This is a genomic window from Spirosoma arcticum (genome assembly GCF_054779955.1).
In genome coordinates this window covers 319,566-340,551 of sequence record NZ_BAAGXG010000009.1, presented here as the reverse complement: position 1 = coordinate 340,551, position 20,986 = coordinate 319,566, and the positions used below count along the sequence as shown (strand labels likewise).

The window sequence follows — 20,986 nt, the reverse complement described above, 5'->3', positions numbered from 1 at the left end:
ATTACTTGCCGCAAATTGCCGGAATAATTGGCCTATCAGGGTATGCGCTCCTTTTTGTGGGCCTGCTGAAAACTAAAATCGAGCAGAGTTTTGCCGCCTTTATGCTGTGGGCCATGCTCGATATTATTGCCACGATAACGACAATTCTGGAAGATGGCAATTATTGGCTTGCCCTCGGAAATGCTCCTGGATCGACTGCCATTACCGGTTTGCTGGCCGTAAAAAAACAAATTTCGTGGTCGTGGATTGAAACAATGACCGCCATTCTCGTATGATCTGCCTGATTGTCTGGTTCGTGGCTGGAGAAAAAGCCGGACTGATTGCCAGCAGCCTAGCGGTTGTCGTGGCCAGTATCCCCCAAATGGTAACTACCTATAAAAAGCCACGGACAACGCCGACGGCGATCTATGTCGTATTTTTAATAGCCGCTATATTGTCTTTTATCGCGGGTAAAGCCTGGACCATCGACCAGCGTTTTTATTCGGGTTGTGCCGTGTTTCTGTGTTCAGTAATCGTAGTATTCTCGTTGAGAAAAGTGCATAAACCAGTATCGTTAAACACATTCCTGTAACACTGACTTGTCCTGAATAATATTGACCGTAAACAGTCAACTTATGAACAGACTTCAACCCAGTTCGGGAGGCTAAACATGAATTAGAGATCAATATCGAATAAAAGTCTGTTACCAATCCATCCAGTTTATGCTGATGAACTATCCCAATCTGCATATTCGACAGTTAGAGGGTGCGCTTGATTTCTCCTGACAAGGTTACTATCAATACTGGCGACTGGCAACACTTTCCAATACGGGTCAACATGAGAATCGTTCAGTTAAACCTCCGATTGCAGCCGGGGCTGGTCAGGATGTGAAAGTGGAATGAAGCAGATTTTTTATACCCTTTCCAACCAATTGTACCGAAACAATCAGTCCGCTGAAAAGCCCCACCAGCAGAGGGACTGAACGCGTCTTTTTGGTTCAGTTTAGTGTACCGGTGAAATCACCTGTCTTAATTTACAGGAAACTTAATCACTAAAATACTTTCCCTTCGTGCACTAGTGTCAATAGGGTTTACTTAGCCAGATAGCCACCATCAACGGGATAGTACGACCCGGTGACGAAAGACGCTTTGTCGGAACTCAGCCAGATGACCAACTCAGCGACTTCCTCTGCTCTGCCCAACCGGCCAATCGGGTGCAGACTTACTAATTGTTGAATAACTTCCGGGGGTAGCTGACTCAGCAAAGGCGTGTCGATGTAGCCGGGGCCGACGGCATTGATCCGTATGCCCTGTGAAGCATACTCAATAGCCGCCGTTTGTGTCAGTCCGACCATGCCGTGCTTCGCCGTTACGTAGCCCGGTGAAGCAGGCGTTCCAACCTGACCCAGGATCGAGGCCATATTGACAATCACGCCCCCGCCCTGGTTGAGCATCACGGCCAATTCGTATTTCAGGCAAAAGAAGACGCTATTGAGATTTACATTGATAATCTGCTGCCAGCCCTCCAGACTATAATCGGCGGTCAGATTCAGCTCACCACCAATACCCGCATTGTTGCAGGCGATGTCGAGCGAGCCGAACGCCCGGACGGTTTCCTGCACCAACTCCTGGCAATGAACCGGGTCGCCGACATCAGCCTTGAAAAACCGGGCGTTGGCCCCGGCCGCTTTCACCTGTTCAGTAACTTGGTGGCCCTGCACTTCGTCCACATCCGATACCATCACATTCGCTCCGTGCTGGCCATACAGCAGGGCAACGGCTTTGCCAATACCCGAAGCGGCTCCGGTTATCAGGGCGGTCTTTCCTTGAAAGTCTTTATCCATACTAAATGAAACGTTGAGTATATGGGTCAAAATAGTTGCGATGCCCGGCCATTTTGGTTAATGAGCATACTCCATCGCCAATAGCTCGTTGATCGGCTGGGGGTGGTCATCGCTGCCATCGTCGTAGAGCGTCAGCAACAGTACGGGGGGCGAGAAAGGCTGTGCGTGGGTTGAATCATTCCCGGCCAGCGCGTCTATCCCACCGTTGCGATGGGGAATCGTTACCAGGAGATCGACCGGATGCCCAGCTAAGTAAGTATCTATCCCCTGCTTGGCACTATCTGCCTGTAAGCGGGCGATAGTCGGTACTACAGGAGCCAGAAACTGTCGAATGTGGGCTTCCCGCTCGATGTAAATGATGTCTTTGCCGGGTGTGTCGATGGTCAGCAGGACAAGAACCGCCCCTTTGAGCGTTACCAAGTCTTTGACGGGGCTGAGTAGTTTGGCATTGTCAAGATTGCCGAAATCAGCCGCCAGCACCACCTGCCGCATCAGTCCGGCACGCGCATCCAAAGGTACCACCAGGGCGTTCGCTTTGAGCTGGCGCATCAGGGCAATGGCCCCGTTGCTAAACGACCCGTTCGTGTCATCAGCGTTCGTACCGATGACCACAAAATCATACACCTCCGCTTCGAGCGACCGCTGAACGACCTCAATCCACTGTCCTGGGCAGGCCGACGAGCGGAAGGTATGCCAGTCGTTAGTGGCTTCCCGGCGCAGCTTGCTCACCACGTCGGTAAGTTGATCAGCACAGGCGGACCGGGGCGTTTCGACAACGAGCAGGGGATTATGCTGGCTACCGGACTCTACCGGATGGGCGCAGAGCAGGTGAAAGTCGACAAGAGTATCGCTGAAAAACGAACGGGCAAACTGAAGTGCGTTGTGGGAAGCTTCCGACAAATCGGTCAGCAGGAGTATCTTTTTCATATGGGATCGGGCCGTTAAACAGATGTGAGGGTATCAAACAGCGGCCAGTACGGGTAAGGTAGCTAAGCGGGCTACTTCCTGGGTGTTCGATTCGAGCAGAAACGTGCGGAGCCGACTATGCGGCTTTGGCAGCAGAATAAGCAGATCGGCTCGGTGCTCGACTAGATAGGCATCTAAGGCCAGGGCCACATCAAAACCGGGTATGAAGCTGAACGTGTGCGGTTGATACCGGAGTAAGTCCCGAATGTGGCGGGCGGCTTCCAGCAGTGACTCGTCCGGCTCGTCTTCGACACACACGACGTCCAATGTGGTTTGCAGAAGATGGGCAAATCGCTGGGCCATGTCGATGGCCAGCACATCGACGGGTTGCGCCAGATCCACCGCCAACACCATGTTTTGGGGTTTATGAAATATGGCACCGGGGGGCACCAGCAACAGCGGCACGGAGGTGTGGGGAATCATGTCGGTGGCTAAACTGCCCAAGCGACGGGCCTTTACCGGCTCATCGCCCACCAGACTCATCACCAGCAGATCGGCCTGCTGTTTAGCAGCTTCATCGACGAGACTGGCGAGAGGTGAGCCGGGCCGGGCCACCACCGATACATTAACGGACCAGTTAGTGGTCTCCAGCATCTGGTCCCGTAAACGACTGAGTTGATGCAGTGCTCCCTCATACTGTCCTTCGTCCGTTGGGGTCATTCGGTCGGGAGAACCGTTGGAAGGCAGGTCGTACGCATGAACAAGGACTAAGCGCGTGTCGAGCTGTTTGGCTAGTTCGAGGGCGTAATCCGTAGCCCAGTGCGCACTCGCCGAAAAATCAGTGGCAACTAAAATCGTGGTCATAGCAGGGAGAGAACGTAAGGTGAGGGAACACCACAAAAGTGATCATAAAGGGCGGGCCAATGCATGACGCCTGTCAGGCAAAGGGGTGATTGAACTCAGGCCGGGGGCTGATGGCCATCACGGGCGGTCCACTGGGCTAGCTGCACCTTTGCCACAACCATTCTTAAGCTCATCACCCGTCGATTATGCGTACGCTCCTGCTTGTTTCGCTGCTGTATTTAACCACCCGGTCTGTGGAAGCTCAGATGGCCGACGATTGGTCCCGGCTGCGTCAGTACGCTCATGCCATCGGCGTAGACAGTCTGTGCGCTCAGCCCGACTCGGCTTGCCTGACGCGTTATTTTACCCAAATCATCTATGGCCGAACGCCCCGCCGGATGAGTTATCAGGGTTTACCGGAGCGCGTCGATACGGCAGGCATCAACCGGCTCACCCATCAGTTTCTGTCCCAGCGCAGCCCGGCCGAAGCCGACTGGTGCCCGCTACTGGATTCGCTCGAACCTCAGGATCGACACTACCGGCAACTGATCGCCTACTGTATGCGCTGCTTAGTCGATGATTACATGGCCGACTCGCTCACCATCGAGCAGGTGCAGGAAACCCTCAATACCTACCGCTGGCTCAACCGCTTTCCCGCCGATAAACGGGTTGTTGTCAATATTCCCTCGGCCACGCTGCGGCTCATCGACCGGCAGGGCAATACGTCGCTTAGTAGCCGGGTTGTGGTCGGAAAGCGGGACACACCAACGCCCCTGTTTACCGCTTCTATTCCCAGTTTAGTGACGTACCCGTACTGGAACGTACCCCGCTCAATTACAGGAAAGGAATTGCTGCCTAAGATTCGTAAAAACCCGGTCGCGCTGCTGGAGGCTATGAAGTTACATGTCATCAACACAAAGGGGCAGGTTGTAGACCCGACTACCATAAACTGGGCAACTAACTCATTTCCGTATCGGTTGCGGCAATCGACCGGCTGCGATAATGCGCTGGGAATACTGAAATTCAACGTGACCGATCCCTACGATATTTACCTGCACGATACCAATACCCGGCAAGCTTTTACGAAGGAGGACCGGCAATTGAGCCACGGGTGCATCCGGGTCGAAAAGCCAGCCGAATTGGCTAATCTGCTGCTGGGGTACACCCGTTTCGGCGCGGACTATTTGACTTGTTGCCCTGTAAATGCTCGCCCTAAAACGATACCCCTACCGGCTGCCGTGCCGATTATTATAACCTATAACTTAGTGGATATGGACGAAGCCGGAGCCGTACAGGTGTACCCGGACGTGTATGGCTGGTGGCAGTTGGCATTGTAATTTACTGCTGGGTTTGGGTCAAATATCCACAAGCTGTTAGTTGGGGTCAGATCGGCGAATCAGTCAGGCAGGAGTCAATAAAAAACGGGAAGACATCTCCTCCCGTTTTTTTATTGGTCTAATCCATTCCGTCAGATGAGATCGTAGTCAATCACCAACTCGTTGTCAACCGTCCTGACGCCGGGGGCATTCCAGGCGATCCGCCCGGCTTCGTCTTTCTGGTAGATTGAATCGACGAAGCCGTTTAGGGTGACGTGATTGCCCGACACGGCTACCTTGATGTCATCGGCGTCAATGGACCAGTTGCGATTCAGCGCCCGCTCAATATCTATTTTCTCGATTGCGTCGTGAAGGTTCGCCCGGATCGTGAGGTTGTTGCTTACGCCTTTCACCCCGGCCAGATGCCTGACGGCTTTCTGGGCGGCTTCCTTCTGGTAATTCCATTCCACTTCGCCCGACAGCGTCACCCAGCCGTTTTCGACCGTCACGCGGACCTTGTCTTCAGGAACTTCCCAGTTGAATTTGAAGGCATTGACAACCTCGGTGGCCACCTGGCTGTCATTGTGTTTGGCCGCGCCGTTGAACTCAATCGTGATTTCCTCGGCCACCGCTTTGACCCCGGCTACATTTTTGGCAGCATCTTCGGCTTCAAGCTTCTTCGCGTAGCTGTCGACCACGCCCGTCAGGGTAATTACACCATCTTTAGCCGTTACGCCGATCTCGGCTGCGTTCAGAAGCGGTTCCCATTTGATGGCCTCCTGAACGTCTTTCTGCAACATCTCATTGGTTTTCATAACTGTTTGGGGTTTGTTTAAAACCGGGACAAAACTACCGGCTCCCTGTTTGCCCGCCCCTGATTCAACTCAGACAACGGCATGATTTAGCTCAGGTGATGGTTGATTTAAAGCTGTTTAGTTTGTACCAGCTATGCTGACCACTCAACGTCCATTGCCGGGCCTGACCGACCAAGCCGTTGCCCAGTCGCGGGCGTCACACGGACGTAACGTTTTGACAACCAAAGCTCCTTCGCCACTGCTAACGACAATGAAAGAAGTCGTTCTGGAGCCGATGTTTTTATTGCTGCTGGTGGCCTGCGCGGTGTATGTCGGGCTGGGCCGAACCGAGGAAGCCATCACCCTCAGCGTGGCCCTGCTGCTGGTATCGGGCATTTCGATCTATCAATCCATCCGTAGCGACCGGGCGCTGAGTACCCTCCGCGAACTAACCCAGCCCCGGGCGCAGGTCCGGCGCAATGGTACGCTGACCACCATCCCCGTCGAAACGATTGTGGTAAGTGACGTGGTACTGATTGAAGAAGGCGGGCGCGTTTCGGCCGATGGTACGACTGACGAAGCCAGCGATTTTTCGGTGGACGAATCCATCCTGACTGGCGAGTCGGTTTCGGTCACCAAAACAACCGGCGACGGGGTTTTTGCGGGCACCACCGCCACCACGGGCAGCGCGTGGCTCACCGTCACGGCGGTAGGCGGACAAACCGAACTTGGTAAGATTGGGCGGAGCCTCGCCACCATTCCAACCGAAAAAACGCCCCTGCAACGCCAGATCAATCAATTTGTGATCCGCATGGCCTGGATCGGTCTGGGCGCGTTCGCCATCGTGTGGGGCGTCAACTACGCCCGCTCCGGTGATTGGATTACGGCCCTGCTCTTCGGCCTGACACTGGCCATGTCGATTTTGCCCGAAGAAATTCCGGTGGCCTTCAGTAGTTTTATGGCCCTGGGAGCCGCCCGCCTGAGTCGGATGGGCGTCTTGACCAAACAACCCCAGACGGTCGAGAGTCTGGGCTCGGCCACGGTAATCTGCACCGACAAGACCGGTACGATCACCCAGGACGGCATGAGCGTCCGGCAAGTGTATGACGGTTCTACCGACACCCTGATATCATTGCCGGGCGAATCCACGCCGGGCGAATCCACGCCGGGCGAATCCACGCCGGGCAAATCCACGCCGGGCAAATCCACCGCTCCGGCCGGTCTCGCACCGGCGTACCGGCCGGAGCGGGACCGGCCGGGCATCATGTCTGAAACGGCCAAATCCGTGCTGGAATATGCCCGCTGGGCCAGCGAAACCGATCCCTTCGACCCGATGGAAAAAGCCATTGTCGAAGCCTTCGTCAAAACGGACCCATCTGCCACTGCCACTCCCTATCCGATGATTCACGAATACCCCCTGGCCGGCACGCCCCCCATGATGACCCACGTCCGGCAGGCACCAACGGGCGAATTCATCATTGCCGGAAAAGGAGCCGTCGAGCACATTCTGGCCGTTTGCCGACCCGACCGAACGGTGGCCGACACCATTAGGAGGGTTACCAGGCAACTCTCGAAGGATGGGTATCGGGTTTTGGGGGTGGCGCGGGGAGCGTACGGCTCGTCGAACTTTCCGGCGCAACAGGACGATTTTGTGTGGTCTTTTCTGGGATTGGTCGCGCTCGAAAATCCGCCCAAGCCGAACGCGGCTGTGGTCATTCGGGCCTTTACGGAAGCGGGTATCCGGGTGAAAATGATAACCGGCGATTACCCCGAAACGGCGCAGGCTATTGCGCGGCAGGTGGGGTTGCCGGATGCCGATACGCTGCTGACGGGCCAGCAGGTGATGGACATGGACGAACCCTCACTCCGGCAGCAGGCTGCCCAAACGGCCGTGTTCGCCCGGATGTTTCCCGCAGCCAAACTGCGGGTCGTGAACGCACTCAAACAAAATGGCGAAGTGGTGGCCATGACCGGCGACGGCGTCAACGACGGCCCCGCCCTGAAAGCGGCCCACATCGGCGTGGCGATGGGCAAGCGCGGGACGGAAGTGGCCAAACAAGCTGCCTCGCTCGTGCTGGTCAACGATGATCTCAGCAGTATGGTCGATGCCATTGCGCAGGGTCGGCGCATTTACCAAAACCTCAAAAAGGCGGTTGCCTACATCGTTTCTATCCACATTCCGATCATTCTGACGGTGGCCGTGCCACTGCTGGCGAGCTGGAAATGGGAGAACCTGTTCAGTCCGATTCACGTCATTTTTCTGGAACTGGTCATGGGACCGACCTGCTCCATCGCCTTCGAGAACGAACCCGCCGAAGCGGGACAGATGCAGCAACCACCCCGCCGACTGACCGACACCTTTCTGGCCGGGCCGGAGCTGGGCCGCAGCATCGCGCAGGGTCTGGGAATTTCGGGAGCGGTGCTGGGGGTATATTACGTGGCCATGCAAGAGGGCGAGGCTGTCGAGATAATCCGAACGCTGACGTTTACGACGCTGGTATTGAGCAACATCCTGTTGACGCTGGTGAACCGGTCGTTTACGCAGTCGGTGTTTGAAACGTTCCGGGTGCCCAACCCGGTGCTGTCGATGATGCTGGGCCTGACGCTGGGGCTGCTGCTGACCACGCTGTTTGTGCCGGACGTGCGGCAATTGTTTGGTTTTGCGCCCGTATCGGCCCCAGAGTTGGGGGGGTGTGCGCTGGCCGCGCTGGTTGGGGTGGGCTGGATCGAGGGGTACAAGTTGATAGAGAAACGTACTTAGCCGTTGATCATGAAGGTTCAACCATTCTTCGGGTTAGTTTTTCTGCTGTCTGTTCCATGCTGGATACTGGGAGCCGTTGCCCCGGATTTTACAACCATTTTCCCCATAAAACTTCCGATCAGTGCGCTGATGACCTTCTGCCCGTTGATAGCGGCAATTATTCTGGTTTACAGAAAACGAACCAGCCAGGACGTTAAAGAACTGTTGAGCCAAACCTTCGATTTCAAAAAAATTAAGGACAAACGGTGGTATCTGCCTATTGTCTGTCTGATGCCTGTTATAGCTGTACTTTCTTATGGGTATATGGAACTGACGAGCGCATTGAGCCCCGAATCCCAGACACCCGTTTTATCTATACTCATCTTTTTCGGTATCTATTTTATTGGTGCAATCGGCGAAGAAATTGGCTGGAGCGGCTACGCGATTGACCCGTTGCAAAACAGGTATGGCTCGGTAAAAGCAAGTTTGATTTTGGGAGGGTTTTGGGCCATCTGGCACATTATACCCTGGAGTCAGACGCATCAGACGCCGGTCTGGATAGTGTGGCAATCGGTCAGCACTGTTCTGTTGCGGGTTGTCATGGTCTGGCTTTTCAACAATACGGGCAAAAGCGTGTTTGCTATGGTTCTCTTTCACGCGATGATTAACATCAGTCCGTATCTGATTCTGAATCAGGGTGGACATTATGACCCATTTATTACGTGTATTTTGTTGACAATGACAGTTATAACCATCATTTTTCTATGGGGTTCAAAAACATTGGCCCGGTACAGATACGCCTGATTACAAGGCTATTCATACCTGACTCGGCTACGAACGGCTGGCTGGGTGTGTAGTATTCAAAAGAAAAATCAGCCCCGATTTGGAAGCTGATTTTTTTGTGTAAGGGTTGTGCTATAACGTTCTGCGGCTTGGCGATGTGGCGGATTTTTAGCATTAAAGTTCATACCAAGCACATCACCCGTCATATTAACAAACCGCTAATGGCGGTTAATTATTCTTTGCCGATTTCATTTCGAGGTCGTTTAGAAATAGGCTTTTACTGTCAAAGAAATTCCGACAATAAATAAAGTTCCAAGAGTAACATACAAGAAAGCGTTTCTCCTAAGTTGTTTGCCATGTGGAAAGAATGTTCTGTATAGTCCAAGTGCTAGAGATAACCATCCGACTAAAGTAATTAATATTGTCCAGTCAATAGTCCAGTTATTGTGGGAACGAATCAATGCAAGCCCGCCTGTGAATAAAAGCAAACCGTTCAGATAAACAACAGTTGCTTCTACTTTTGTCCAGATGCGAAAATTTAAGAACTCGGATACTGAAAGAACCATAAGAATTGGTCCTATCAGCCCTGCAATATTTTTTGAAGTTTCCATTTAATTTCTAAAGGGGTCTTGTTTTCATTTGATTGAGTAAATTAATCCGTCTAAATAATTTACTCATTAAGAATAGTGTCATATAAAGTATCAATGCGAAGGTCATGTCCGCTGTTTTCGAATTTATTAGTATTTTTTGAGGTGATTTTAAACTACTGTTTTAAATTATGAGATAGCGTTCAGGAAATTCTGCTTATCTATCTTTTTGCTGTTTGCCACTCCAAAAAAGAACACAAACAGCTTTACTATCCACAAAGTCGGCGCAGGCCACTGTAACCGAAGGAAAATCAGAATACTCATTAGAGCCGCCAAAGAGCCTGAAACAGTTGCAATAATTTGAATAATGAATCGTATAGCTTCCATTTAAATTTCTTTTAATATATAAATTTTATCAAAAAGCCGTACTGCTTAAATTCCAATGGTCGGCTCATAAAATGCCAGCCGGTTTTGTAGTTGATCGACCTGCTCCTGTGCCTGCTCCAGACGTTCCAGCAGATGGATGACAATGTCTAAATCCTCCACGTGAACGGCCAACTCGCGGTGCAGCCGGATGAGCCGTTCGAGCGGACCCAGCTGGTCAGGATGCAGGTAACGAACCGGCCCGATGGTGATTGTTTCCAACATACCCTGCTCTTCAAGGGCAACCACGAAGCCCATCTCAAGCTGGTGATACGTAAAAAATTCGTGGGCAGAAATTAAGGGATCGGTCGGCATACGGGGCTATGATTAGAGAGCAGCTAATTGGGTGAACAGGTCTTTCTGGGCATCGGTCAGATTGGTCGGGATTGTGACCTGCCACTGCACGTAGAGGTCGCCGAAGGTGCCTTCCTGCTTATAAACAGGAAAGCCCTTGCCTTTCAGCCGCACGGAGCCGCCATTTTGGGTGCCGGGTGCCACCTGCATCTTTACCTTACCCGCCAGCGTTTCGATAACGACCTCTCCGCCCAGCACCGCCGTGTAAAGCGTAATTACTTCGGTGACGTACAGATCATTTCGGTTGCGTCGGTAGCGGGGGTCTTCGCCAATCACAAACGTGATAAACAGATCACCGTTTGGCCCGCCGTTTTCGCCCGGTGCGCCGTAGCCCGTCAGTTTTATTTTTTGGCCCTGCTCCACCCCGGCCAGCACCGTGATGCCAATGGTGCGGCCATCGAGGGTCAACGGTTGCGAGTGGGTTGTGTAGGCTTCCACCAGGCTCTGGTGCAGTTCGGCCTGGTAATCGGGGCCCCGAAACCGGGTTTGCCGCCCACTGCCGCGCCCGCCTGTCTGCTGGCCGAACATCGATGAAAAGAAATCCGAAAAATCGGCTCCGTCCCCGTCGGCCGAAAATCGGCTTCCGTCGGCGGTTGAGGTAGCCCCGGCCTGTCGGCGTTGGTGCCGGGCCTGTTCCATCTCCTCGCCGTGTTGCCAGTCTTTGCCGTATTGGTCGTACTTCTTCCGTTTCTCCGGGTCGCTCAGTACTTCGTTGGCTTCGTTGAGCTGCCGGAATTTAGTACCGGCCTCCGCGTCGTTCGGATTTACGTCGGGGTGATACTTGCGGGCCAGTTTGCGATAGGCTTTTTTAATGACTTCCGGCGACGCATCGGTCGCCACCCCCAGGATGCTGTAATAATCAATAAAGTCCATACGGCATGCAAAAGGGTTTTCTGTTGACCGGTGAGCGACAATTAATTGCCCTATTTTCTGTAGACAAAGGTGGCCGCTCTGCTCCGGCCAATTCATGACGATGGTCAGTTATTCGCCTGATTTGCAGCAGTCCACGCTAGCTGCTCTGAATTAATCCATCAGTTCAAAGCCAATATGAACCGAGACTGAAGGCCAAATCATGGCCGACGACTCTCTAAAGTCGCGTCCGAATACGGGCTGGGTGTACCATTAAGTAGTTGGACAGCCTGGCTTCTTAAGTGTTTGTCAAAGAAGGCTAGCGAAAACGTATTGATGAGATCGTGTGCCCGTTGGCTGCCTACCGGACCGCTAAATCCGATATACGGCAAAACCGGCGATAGATAATTCAAATCTGTTAAATCAATATGGAACATGCCTGGTATCTGTAAAAAATAACCGGTTCCGTGAAGTTTATTATATGCTCCTCGCATGGTCGTCTGATGTCGTGCAATATCCTTTTCGGCCCAGCCGCCCAAACCCTGTCTCTCCAGCCGCATACTAGTAGCATCCCTTGTTATCCACATGGTTGGCTGGTCCAAGCCATGTTCCACGACGTCCGTTGTCATAAAGGCTTCCATTACCAAACATGCTTTTAAACGGGTATCTTTAAGGCAGGCTTCGGCTGCAACTATGCCCCCATATGAAACGCCAAATATGCCTATGTGCCTGAGATCTAATCTATTCGACAGCATTTCTCCAGCGCTTAAGGCATTTAGCTGAATAAGCTGGTCTAAGGTGAAACTTACGTCTTTGGCGAAATAAGGTATATGAAATTCTTTCAGCCCCCGCCCGGGGCTAAGAATCTCATGGCCGTCCGGAAATGTCACTGACGATGCGACTCCTGGTTGATCGATGCCTACCACGATATAGCCGTTTGAGACAAGCGCTTCTACCTGAAACGTATTCATTTGACGATAACCTGTGAGGCCTTCAAGAAAAATCAGCACCGGATAATCAGGCTGGTCAACCGCCACAGGCGCCGATTCTCGGCTATGCGTCCCAATATATTTTAAGTGTGTCAAAAAGAAGGCAGGAAATTTACCCAGTAGTTTAGCCATTGCCTTTGCAACACTATTCGCATCAGGCAGGTAGCCTGCCTTAGTCGACCGTGTTTCCTTTTCGGCAGGATACCAGATTTGCACTATGAGTTCGCGATGCCTGTTTATAGGCTTACTAAAGACTTCCTGTCGGCTGCTATCTATCCAATGGTAAGCCAAGGTACCTATTCCGTAGGAGCCGCTGGGTTTAGGAAAACGAAAGACCGGAACCAAAGTTGGCAGTACAGTAGAAACTAACAGAAGTACTACGACCAAAACGAATAAGAGGCTTTTCAAGAATTTGATCTTAAAAAATTCTACGCCAACGTGTCGTTTTAATTGGCAACTTATAACGAGAACTATCGTGAGTATATAGGCTGGTTGCATCTGCCAGCGGGGCCCTTCAATGAATGTAGCAGCAATCAGTAGCAGTATTGCAATCGGCATTACACGTAAAATCAGATTTAAAAATCGACTTTCTGGATACAGGAATACTATAAATAATAACCAATTAAAGGCGAGCAATATCAGTTCAACTAATCTCATTTTGTAATTTATCAGCTCTCTACCCGGCAATATCTGTAAGGCAATATACTATAATCTAATGCATCGGCCACGTCAATTGGTACAAACCCGGATTCACCACCTGTCGCTGACCACGAAGCGACCCCTGCTTATTATTTCCAAGCCGGGTTGACCGGTGTAAGTCAGCCCGCTGACTGATTCTCGTTAGGGTGCTGAAATTGGGTAGCCGTTAGTTTTGGGGCATCGTTAAACGGGCGAACTATGCCGGTCCCCTTCGGCACTAGCTACCCCCCTAATCAACACCAGCCTTGACACGCAAAACCAGTATGCTGATTCTGTCGGCTCTCACCGTTCCGGTTATCGCATTACTGACTGGACGGTGGCTCGTAGCCCATCAGCTACGTCGGAATGTGGCCGATTTGTTTGCGCTGGCCGACACCGGCCCGGTTGACACCTACGACCCCGTTCAACTGACTGACCTGCCCGCGCCGGTGCAGCGATATTTTTGGCATGTGCTTAAACCGGGCCAGCCCTACCTGCGCTCGGTTCGGCTTCGGCACGACGGCCAGTTCAAAACCGACCTAAAAAAAGACTGGATGCCAATTACCGGTGAGGAATACTTTTTGGCCAACAAGCCAGGCTACGTCTGGATCGGCACCACAACCTGGTTCACGGCGCGTGACCAGTACGGGGCGGGGCGGGGAAGCCTGACGGTGTGGTTTCTGGGTACGTTGCCCATTGTGCAGGGCCGTGGCCCCAGTTACGACCAGGGCGAACTGCTGCGCTGGCTGCCCGAAGCCGTTTGGTTTCCCACCAGCTTGCTGCCCGGCGGGCGGGTGATCTGGTCGCCCGTCGATGACTACTCGGCCACGCTCACCCTGACCGATCACGGCCAAACCGTCTCCTGCCTGATGAGCTTTAACGAACGGGGCGAACTCGTGCGTTGCCAGGCCCAACGGTACCGCGACGTGACGCACATCGAAACTTGGGTTGGCCACTTATCCAATTATCAGGACAGGCACGGTTTGCGCGTACCAACCCGGATCGAAGCCGCCTGGGTAATTAAAGGTGAAGAAAAACCGTATGCCCGTTTCGTCCTGCGCGACATCGAATACGATCAGCCGTATGCGTATTGACCATTAAGCCCGGTGCAGCCGTCGATATTCCACCACTGTCAGGCTGACGACGTACGCGGTGGAGAAGATCACTTTGTTGTAACGTGTCAGCAGTTGGGTAGAAATACAGTGAAGTTATCCCGGTCCGATTCAGCGTATTCTCGGGCCAGTATCGTCGTTGAACAACGACCGCCGAACACGGTAATGTTAGGCCTTTCTGCAATGACCAGCCCGATGGCAATCCAGGTGTACCGATTTACATCGTCGGCTAATCCACAATACAGGACGTAGATGATAACCGTGACGAAAATTGCCCATATCGCCGTGTGAATCTGTTTTACCCAAAACAACTTGAGCGCGTTATCCATCCCCGGTTCTTCTACCGTGCAATCAGACCACCAAGGTACCCAGATCCATCGTGGGCGGTTAGGCCGAAAATCATACGTTGTGCTGATTCTGCTCATGTCAGGGGGATAAGCCTTGAAATAGCTTTGTCTGAAATCTAAACGAATACTAAACAGGCAGGACACATGAAAAAAGTAGCGATTTTCTGGGCGGTAGTATCACTCACGGCAACAAGCGTCTTTGCCCAAAGCAGTTCATCGACGAGTTCATTCTGGCATCCCAACCCGCGAAATTACGAAGTGAAGCAGGCCCTGGAGGTGGAGAGCTTGGTGCCCATGTTTATTACCGGCGGGTATCACTTCGCCGTTGGCTACCGCTACCGTAAATTCAGAGTCAGAGCGAGTGTCATCAACGGGGGCACCTACAACGCGGAAACGGTTGGGCTGAACAATTCGTCACCAGCGTTCAAACGGTTCTACAACACGTCGCCCGGCATATTCTTTGGCTACAACGTCTGGAAAAACCTCGAACTCTACACCTATCTCGAAAGCCACACCTTCGGCATCGAACAGCAGAGCACGGGGATCACAAAAAACATAAAGAGTATTGATACCGGGTTGGGCCTAAGCTACCAGTTTTTTATTGGCAGGGTTTTTTATGTGCAACCGGGTGTGCACCTGTATTTACGGCGTAACAAGAGCGCAGATTTCGGCGATATTCGGTATAACATTCCCAATGCTGATATTTCACCCGTGATACGGATCGGGGCTAGGCTTTGGCGGAAATATTAACTTGGGAATCGTGAAAAAGCTATTCAGAATAACGGGTATTACCACCCTTGTTTTAGCCACCGTCTGGACAGTCCTAACCTTTTGGACGGAAAGTGTCGGCCCAAAACGAAGCTGGGAATTGGGCGCTCAGGCGTCGCGGGTAAACGCCCTGATTGTGTACGACCCCGACCCTTTTTACAGTCTGGACGAACAGGTAAGCCGGTCGTTTGGTCAGGGATTAGCCGATCAGGGTACGCGGGTGACGGTTGCCACCGTCGAAGCAGCCCCCGACGTTGACGATCAGCCCATTGATCTGTATGTGTTTTGCGCCAACACCTACAACTGGCGGCCTGATTGGGCTGTGAGTGATTTTATCCAGAAACAAGTGGATCTGGACGGTAAATCGGTGGTGGCCATTACGGTCGGGGGCGGCTCGACGGGGGCCTCCCAAAAAGCATTAGAAACCCTGATTCTGGACAAAAAAGCCAATCTTCTGGATTCGCGTTCGCTGTGGCTTTTGAGACCCAATGACGAATCACGCGGCAAAGAATCTAAAATCGCCGTCACCGTGTCGATGGCGTATTCGTGGGGGGAAGAAATTGCGAAGCGCCACCTGACCACTTCAGCGGTTTCGGCCCAGTTGAGTCCAATAAAGCAGCCATGAACAGACAGCAGTTTTTAGGCATTGCGGGAGGTACCGTAGTACTTGCCGGAGGCACGTACTACGGCCTGAGCGACAAACATAATTTTACGCGTGCTGACAGCCCTCAAACCGGTACCGGAAGAGTTCAATTAACCTCTGATGAACGGACGATTTTATATCTGGCGTCCCTCGCGCCCAGTGGCCACAATACGCAGCCCTGGTTCGTGAAACGCGTTGAACCGTACCACTGGATCGTCGGCAACGATAAAAGCCGGTGGCTTCCGGGCGTCGATCCCACCCAGCGCGAAACTATCCTGTCGATTGGAGCTTTCTTGCAGAACATGGAGTATGCCGCCAGTAGCATAGGTTATACCGGCCAGTTCGATACCCTGGCGACGAGCAATCAGGATGAAGAAATCGTAGCGGTCAACCTCCGCAAGTCGGGCAATGCACCAGCTTTTGATCGTCAGAAACTAATCAGCCGCCGAACCGTACGGTCCAACTACCTCCCCGACGGGTTGCAAAAAGCGGACCTTGCATATGTAGTCAACGGCGAAGCAGATCGTATCCAGTTTGTACCGAATACGGCAAAAGAACACCGTTGGCTCAACGAACAAACCATTGAAGCGAACCGGATTCAGTCGTATCGGGATGTGGCCCAGCAGGAATTGGCCGACTGGATTCGATTTTCGAGTAAAGACGCGGCTGCCCATCGGGACGGACTTACCACGGCAGGCATGGAAATAGACGGAATTCCCGGCTGGGTGCTGCGCAACTTTTACGGGAAATCAGCCGTGATGAAGCCCGCTTTCCGGGACCAAAGCATTGATAGCGTACAGAAGCAGGTAGCCCAATCGGCGGGCTGGCTGCTGATTAGCAGCAAAGACAATGCCGTAACGAGCCTGCTGGAAGCCGGCAAACGGATGCAGCGGCTGTTTCTGAGGGTGCGGGATCGGGGCATTGCCCTTCACCCGATGACGCAGATTCTTGAAGAATCCCCGACGAATCAAACTGTAAACCAATCCATCGGCATCAGCGATCCAGTTCAATTTATTCTGCGTACCGGCTATTTAAAAACGTATCCCGAACCGGTTTCGCTTCGGCGGTCAGTCGATCAGTTTGCTCACATCTAAAAACCGCATGTCACACGATGAAAACAAGTCGAACTATTCTCATGATTTTGCTGGGCTTCCTTGGTTTGGGGGCTGTCGGGGGCGGGGGCGTATTTATAGTTTCGCCTTCCGGCAACCTGTTCGGGATGCCCTTGTCTATGTTAGACAAGTCGCCTTTCACTAACTTTTTGATCCCCGGAGTTATACTGTTCATCGTGCTGGGGGTAATTCCCTGTGGGCTGGTCATTGCCTTGCTGAAAAAGCCGGTAAGTAAATGGGCCGAACGGTTCAATTTCTTTTCCGATATGCACTGGGCATGGACGGGCAGTATTTACGTGGCTTTTGCGCTCATTGTCTGGCTACAAGCCGAAATGATGTTTCTTCAGGCCGTAGGCTGGCTGCACACCCTCTATATGTTTCTGGCCATTGCTATACTCTTTGTTACGCTGTTACCGACTGTCAGAAGCGTATACAGAAAGTAAATGTGTCGCGTTGGTCGCGTTCCATAATCTATAATATGCTCACCAACTCTCTGAAAACACGAAGATGAACAACACTGGTATAGACCAGCTTTTGTCGGATGAAAGCGCGCACCTCGAAAAGCTGCATAAGATTGTCCGGGAGACGCTTGTGGCCGAGGAACTCATCATTCACAATCTCGTAAATCCCCCGCTGGAAATTCTGACACAGGGGCAAAAACTGTCGGACCGGGTCGCTCGATTTGGCGGAAGCTGGCGGTTTATTATCCTGTTCGGCATTATTCTGACGGGCTGGATTATTTTCAACGTACTAGCCATCGGACACTACAAGTTCGACCCCTATCCATTCATTTTGATGAACCTGATCCTGTCTTGTATTGCTGCGTTGCAGGCTCCCATTATCATGATGAGCCAGAACCGGCAGGAAGAAAAAGACCGGATGCGGAGCGAGAATGATTACCTGATCAATCTGAAGGCAGAAATGCAAATTCGCAGCCTGAATCAGAAAATAGACTTATTGCTGGAAGAACAAATCAAAACGCTATTCGACACGCAGGAAAAACAGTTCGTTCTGCTTCAGGAGATAAATGCCAGACTCGAAAACGTTACGGTCAAATCGTAATTCTTGAACACAAAAGGCGTGAGCAGGAACTCATGCTTGGTAAGCGGTTAACCTTGACTATTGCTACCCAACTGAACTGCGCGACTCTTGCCCCGCTTTCACGGCCAGCGTACCGATTGCCAGGGTGACAACGCCAATGAAGATGTATTCAATGTACTGTTCTAATCCGGAAAACAATTGGCCGAGCCAGTACCCCCCACAACCAGAACGGTAATGTGAGCTATGCCGCCAGTAGCCGTCAACGATAGAAACCGTGGCCAGAGCACACCGTAAAGATGGCGGCCGCTACCGCTTACAAACCCTATTTTGGTCAGTTAACTACCTGATTAATATTAGCCCCAACGAGGGAGTAAATGAACTTTAAATGATCTGGTCTGTCAGCCAAATTTTCCCGCCAGATACCGTTGCGTTTCGCCCTCGTGCGGCTGATCGAACAGGCGTTTGGTGTCGTCGTATTCAACCAGTTTGCCCAGACTGAAGAAGGCTGTTTTATCGCTGATGCGGCTCGCCTGCTGCATGTTGTGCGTCACGATCACCAGTGTACAGGTTTGCTTGAGTTCGAGCAGCAATTCCTCCACCTTAGCGGTTGAAATCGGGTCTAAGGACGAGGCTGGTTCATCGAGCAGCAAGATCGCCGGTTCCACCGCCAACGCCCGCGCAATGCACAATCGTTGTTGCTGTCCACCCGACAGCGACAACGCCGACTTATTTAGTATCCCGCTTACTTCATCCCATAAAGCGGCCCGCCGGAGGGCGTGTTCGGCCTTTTCGTTCAGAGCCGACTTCTGCGAAACACCCTGCAAACGGAGGCCGTAGACAACATTCTCAAAGATCGACTTGGGAAACGGATTGGGCTGTTGAAACACCATGCCGACCCGTTTACGCAGGTCTTCGGTTGATACAGCAGACGCGTAAATTTCTTTCCCCTCCACCAGCACGTCACCTTCTTTTCGGAAGTCGCCGATGAAATCGTTCATCCGGTTGAACAATCGCAGAAATGTCGATTTTCCACAACCCGACGGGCCAATCAGGGCGGTGATGCAGTGTTCGTCGATGCCCATCGACACCTGGTCGATTACTTGCTTAGGGCCGTAGAAAACGTTCACGGATTTACTTTCTAAGATCGCCATAGATTAGGGTCGGTTCTGTTGCCAGCGGCTGCGGAGGTAGATGGCGATGCCGTTGAGCAGGAACGTGATACCCAGCAGCACGATGATGGCGGCTGCGGCTGCGTTCCGGAAACCCGATTGCGGCCGGTCGATCCAGTTGAAAATCTGAACGGGCAGGGCCGAAAACGCATCAAACGGATTCGTCGGAGCAAACGGTACGTAGGCCAGCACACCGATAGCGACCAAGGGGGCCGCTTCACCGATGGCCCGGAGCAGGGCCAGAATTACGCCCGTGGTGATGCCGCCCGCTGCGGCTGGTAACACCTGAAACCACACCGTTTGCCAGTGCGTAGCGCCCAGCCCATACGACCCCTCGCGGATGGAACCCGAAACGGCTTTGATCGCTTCGCGCGTGGCCACGATGATTGTGGGCAGCACCAGCAGGGCCAGCGTAGCGGCTGCCGACAACACACTGCTGCCCCAGTGTAACGTCTGCACGAATAAGCCCAGACCCAGCAGACCGTAAATAATCGAGGGGATACCAGCTAGGTTCAGAATGTTAATTTCTATCAGCGTGGCTAACCAGTTCTTTTTGGTGTACTCTTCTAAATAAAGCCCCGCCCCAATGCCCACCGGAACGGCCAGCAACGCCGTCAGTGCCAGAATGTAAAACGAACCGACCAACGCCGTGTAGATGCCCGCTTGTTCAGGAAAGCGCGACGGCAGATGGGTCAAAAACGACCCGCTCAGCCGCCCGGCTCCCTGTCGGAAAATGTCCACCAGAAACAGCCCGAGCAGCAACAGCCCCAGGAACGTGCAGCCGATGCCCAAAATCTGGAATAGCCTGTCTTTTCGATTGGTCACCATGATCTTCCGTAATGGGTGCGTATCCAGTAGCCGATGTTATTGAGGGCGAACGTAACAAGGAACAGGGCTGTACCGGCCGCGTAGATCGTCCGAAATTCGAGCGAGTCGCGCGGCACGTCGCCCTGACTCACCTGTACGATGTAGGCCGTAATGGTTTCGATGGGTACGCGCGGGTCGAGCGTCAGGCGGGGCTGCTGACCAGCCGCTACGGCCACGATCATCGTCTCGCCCACGGCCCGCGAAAAAGCCAGAATCAGCGACACCAGAATGCCCGACGAGGCTGCCGGAACCATGACCCGGAAGGCGGTTTGCAGCCGGGTAGCCCCCAGTCCGTAGGACGCCTGGCGAATGGGTTCGGGTACAGCCATCAGCGCGTCTTCGCTCAACGAGGTAATCAGCGGGATAATCAAAATGCCCATCACGATCCCCGCCGACAGCGCGTTGAAACCCGCCAGACCGGGAATGATTTGCTGCAAAAACGGGGTCACCACAGTCAGCGCGAAGAAACCATAGACTACCGTCGGTACGGCAGCCAGCACTTCGAGCAGGGGCTGCATCACCCGTCGAAACCGGAGCGTGGCGTACTCACGCAGGTACACGGCAATGATGACGCCCACCGGCATCGCTACCAGCAGGGCAATAAAAGTTGTCAATAGCGTACCCGTCAGCAGGGGTAGAATCCCAAAATGCTTGTCGGTAAACAGCGGTGTCCACTCGGTGTCGGTCAGAAAGTCGAACAAGTGGACTGACTGAAAGAACAACACCGTTTCCGAAAACAGGGTCCAGATAATGCCGATGGTAATCAGTACGGTCAGGAGCGCACAGGCTGCTAAGGTACCCTCGATGATTCGTTCGGTGCGGAGTTGGCGGGTCGTCATTGGG

23 protein-coding genes are annotated in these 20,986 nt (G+C 52.8%); 11 read left to right on the top strand and 12 right to left on the bottom strand.

Translation table 11 applies throughout. The features are described from left to right. Both ACYVHB_RS21720 and ACYVHB_RS21715 read left to right on the top strand, forming a co-directional pair. The coding region (locus tag ACYVHB_RS21720) for a hypothetical protein (protein ID WP_461053894.1) at window positions 1-275 on the top strand (275 nt) is incomplete at its 5' end. Continuing rightward, complete coding sequence (locus tag ACYVHB_RS21715) at window positions 272-571, top strand: hypothetical protein (protein WP_461053893.1); 300 nt, start codon at window positions 272-274, stop codon at window positions 569-571. The genes ACYVHB_RS21720 and ACYVHB_RS21715, both read left to right, overlap by 4 nt. 498 nt (window positions 572-1,069) lie before the next feature. Here the strand turns inward: ACYVHB_RS21715 and ACYVHB_RS21710 are convergent, their stop codons facing one another. From ACYVHB_RS21710 to ACYVHB_RS21700, 3 genes are read right to left on the bottom strand one after another with little or no spacing between them, the layout of a single operon-like run. After that, complete coding sequence (locus ACYVHB_RS21710; protein ID WP_461053892.1) at window positions 1,070-1,822, bottom strand: SDR family NAD(P)-dependent oxidoreductase; 753 nt, start codon at window positions 1,820-1,822, stop codon at window positions 1,070-1,072. A 57-nt stretch (window positions 1,823-1,879) separates the two neighbouring features. Beyond that, the gene (locus ACYVHB_RS21705; protein ID WP_461053891.1) at window positions 1,880-2,749 is read right to left on the bottom strand and encodes a universal stress protein; all 870 of its coding nucleotides are present in this window, start codon (window positions 2,747-2,749) and stop codon (window positions 1,880-1,882) included. A 33-nt stretch (window positions 2,750-2,782) separates the two neighbouring features. After that, complete coding sequence (locus tag ACYVHB_RS21700) at window positions 2,783-3,592, bottom strand: universal stress protein (RefSeq protein ID WP_461053890.1); 810 nt, start codon at window positions 3,590-3,592, stop codon at window positions 2,783-2,785. 185 nt (window positions 3,593-3,777) lie between these two features. On the opposite strand from ACYVHB_RS21700, the gene ACYVHB_RS21695 reads away from it, so the two are divergent. Continuing rightward, a complete protein-coding gene (locus ACYVHB_RS21695; protein WP_461053889.1) occupies window positions 3,778-4,908 on the top strand; it encodes a L,D-transpeptidase family protein in 1,131 nt (376 codons plus the stop codon). 131 nt (window positions 4,909-5,039) lie between these two features. Here the strand turns inward: ACYVHB_RS21695 and ACYVHB_RS21690 are convergent, their stop codons facing one another. Continuing rightward, window positions 5,040-5,702: a BON domain-containing protein gene (locus tag ACYVHB_RS21690; RefSeq protein WP_461053888.1), complete on the bottom strand. Its 663-nt coding sequence runs from the start codon at window positions 5,700-5,702 to the stop codon at window positions 5,040-5,042. A gap of 133 nt (window positions 5,703-5,835) precedes the next feature. On the opposite strand from ACYVHB_RS21690, the gene ACYVHB_RS21685 reads away from it, so the two are divergent. Together ACYVHB_RS21685 and ACYVHB_RS21680 are read left to right on the top strand one after the other, a co-directional pair. Then, window positions 5,836-8,442: a cation-translocating P-type ATPase gene (locus ACYVHB_RS21685; protein WP_461053887.1), complete on the top strand. Its 2,607-nt coding sequence runs from the start codon at window positions 5,836-5,838 to the stop codon at window positions 8,440-8,442. Window positions 8,443-8,451: 9 nt separating this feature from the next. Then, complete coding sequence (locus ACYVHB_RS21680) at window positions 8,452-9,225, top strand: CPBP family intramembrane glutamic endopeptidase (RefSeq protein ID WP_461053886.1); 774 nt, start codon at window positions 8,452-8,454, stop codon at window positions 9,223-9,225. A 242-nt stretch (window positions 9,226-9,467) separates the two neighbouring features. On the opposite strand, the gene ACYVHB_RS21675 is transcribed toward ACYVHB_RS21680, so the two are convergent. From ACYVHB_RS21675 to ACYVHB_RS21660, 4 genes are all read right to left on the bottom strand, one after another. Further along, window positions 9,468-9,815: a hypothetical protein gene (locus tag ACYVHB_RS21675; protein ID WP_461053885.1), complete on the bottom strand. Its 348-nt coding sequence runs from the start codon at window positions 9,813-9,815 to the stop codon at window positions 9,468-9,470. A 408-nt stretch (window positions 9,816-10,223) separates the two neighbouring features. After that, a complete protein-coding gene (locus ACYVHB_RS21670) occupies window positions 10,224-10,529 on the bottom strand; it encodes a chaperone modulator CbpM (RefSeq protein WP_461053884.1) in 306 nt (101 codons plus the stop codon). Window positions 10,530-10,541: 12 nt separating this feature from the next. Further along, window positions 10,542-11,441 carry a DnaJ C-terminal domain-containing protein gene (locus ACYVHB_RS21665; RefSeq protein ID WP_461053883.1) on the bottom strand — a complete coding sequence of 300 codons (900 nt, stop codon included), beginning with the start codon at window positions 11,439-11,441 and terminating at the stop codon, window positions 10,542-10,544. A gap of 197 nt (window positions 11,442-11,638) precedes the next feature. Then, window positions 11,639-13,063, bottom strand: coding sequence for an alpha/beta hydrolase family protein (locus ACYVHB_RS21660; protein WP_461053882.1), 1,425 nt, complete (start codon window positions 13,061-13,063; stop codon window positions 11,639-11,641). A 287-nt stretch (window positions 13,064-13,350) separates the two neighbouring features. On the opposite strand from ACYVHB_RS21660, the gene ACYVHB_RS21655 reads away from it, so the two are divergent. After that, window positions 13,351-14,178, top strand: a complete 828-nt coding sequence (locus ACYVHB_RS21655; protein ID WP_461053881.1) for a DUF6544 family protein — start codon at window positions 13,351-13,353, stop codon at window positions 14,176-14,178. An 86-nt stretch (window positions 14,179-14,264) separates the two neighbouring features. Here the strand turns inward: ACYVHB_RS21655 and ACYVHB_RS21650 are convergent, their stop codons facing one another. Further along, window positions 14,265-14,525 carry a hypothetical protein gene (locus tag ACYVHB_RS21650; protein WP_461053880.1) on the bottom strand — a complete coding sequence of 87 codons (261 nt, stop codon included), beginning with the start codon at window positions 14,523-14,525 and terminating at the stop codon, window positions 14,265-14,267. Between the two features lie 162 nt (window positions 14,526-14,687). Between ACYVHB_RS21650 and ACYVHB_RS21645 the strand changes: the two genes are divergently transcribed. From ACYVHB_RS21645 to ACYVHB_RS21625, 5 genes are all read left to right on the top strand, one after another. Further along, the gene (locus tag ACYVHB_RS21645) at window positions 14,688-15,293 is read left to right on the top strand and encodes a hypothetical protein (RefSeq protein ID WP_461053879.1); all 606 of its coding nucleotides are present in this window, start codon (window positions 14,688-14,690) and stop codon (window positions 15,291-15,293) included. A 10-nt stretch (window positions 15,294-15,303) separates the two neighbouring features. Next, window positions 15,304-15,936, top strand: coding sequence for a hypothetical protein (locus ACYVHB_RS21640; RefSeq protein ID WP_461053878.1), 633 nt, complete (start codon window positions 15,304-15,306; stop codon window positions 15,934-15,936). After that, complete coding sequence (locus ACYVHB_RS21635; RefSeq protein ID WP_461053877.1) at window positions 15,933-17,048, top strand: Acg family FMN-binding oxidoreductase; 1,116 nt, start codon at window positions 15,933-15,935, stop codon at window positions 17,046-17,048. The genes ACYVHB_RS21640 and ACYVHB_RS21635 overlap by 4 nt, the downstream gene beginning before the upstream one ends. 17 nt (window positions 17,049-17,065) lie before the next feature. Then, window positions 17,066-17,509, top strand: a complete 444-nt coding sequence (locus ACYVHB_RS21630) for a hypothetical protein (protein WP_461053876.1) — start codon at window positions 17,066-17,068, stop codon at window positions 17,507-17,509. A gap of 64 nt (window positions 17,510-17,573) precedes the next feature. Then, a complete protein-coding gene (locus ACYVHB_RS21625; RefSeq protein WP_461053875.1) occupies window positions 17,574-18,128 on the top strand; it encodes a DUF1003 domain-containing protein in 555 nt (184 codons plus the stop codon). A gap of 377 nt (window positions 18,129-18,505) precedes the next feature. On the opposite strand, the gene pstB is transcribed toward ACYVHB_RS21625, so the two are convergent. The 3 genes from pstB to pstC are packed head-to-tail and all read right to left on the bottom strand — an operon-like array spanning window position 18,506 to window position 20,982. Then, window positions 18,506-19,258 carry a phosphate ABC transporter ATP-binding protein PstB gene (gene pstB / locus ACYVHB_RS21620; RefSeq protein WP_461053874.1) on the bottom strand — a complete coding sequence of 251 codons (753 nt, stop codon included), beginning with the start codon at window positions 19,256-19,258 and terminating at the stop codon, window positions 18,506-18,508. A 3-nt stretch (window positions 19,259-19,261) separates the two neighbouring features. Next, window positions 19,262-20,104: a phosphate ABC transporter permease PstA gene (gene pstA / locus ACYVHB_RS21615; protein ID WP_461053873.1), complete on the bottom strand. Its 843-nt coding sequence runs from the start codon at window positions 20,102-20,104 to the stop codon at window positions 19,262-19,264. Beyond that, the gene (gene pstC, locus ACYVHB_RS21610) at window positions 20,098-20,982 is read right to left on the bottom strand and encodes a phosphate ABC transporter permease subunit PstC (protein ID WP_461053872.1); all 885 of its coding nucleotides are present in this window, start codon (window positions 20,980-20,982) and stop codon (window positions 20,098-20,100) included. The genes pstA and pstC overlap by 7 nt, the downstream gene beginning before the upstream one ends. Window positions 20,983-20,986 lie beyond the last annotated feature (4 nt).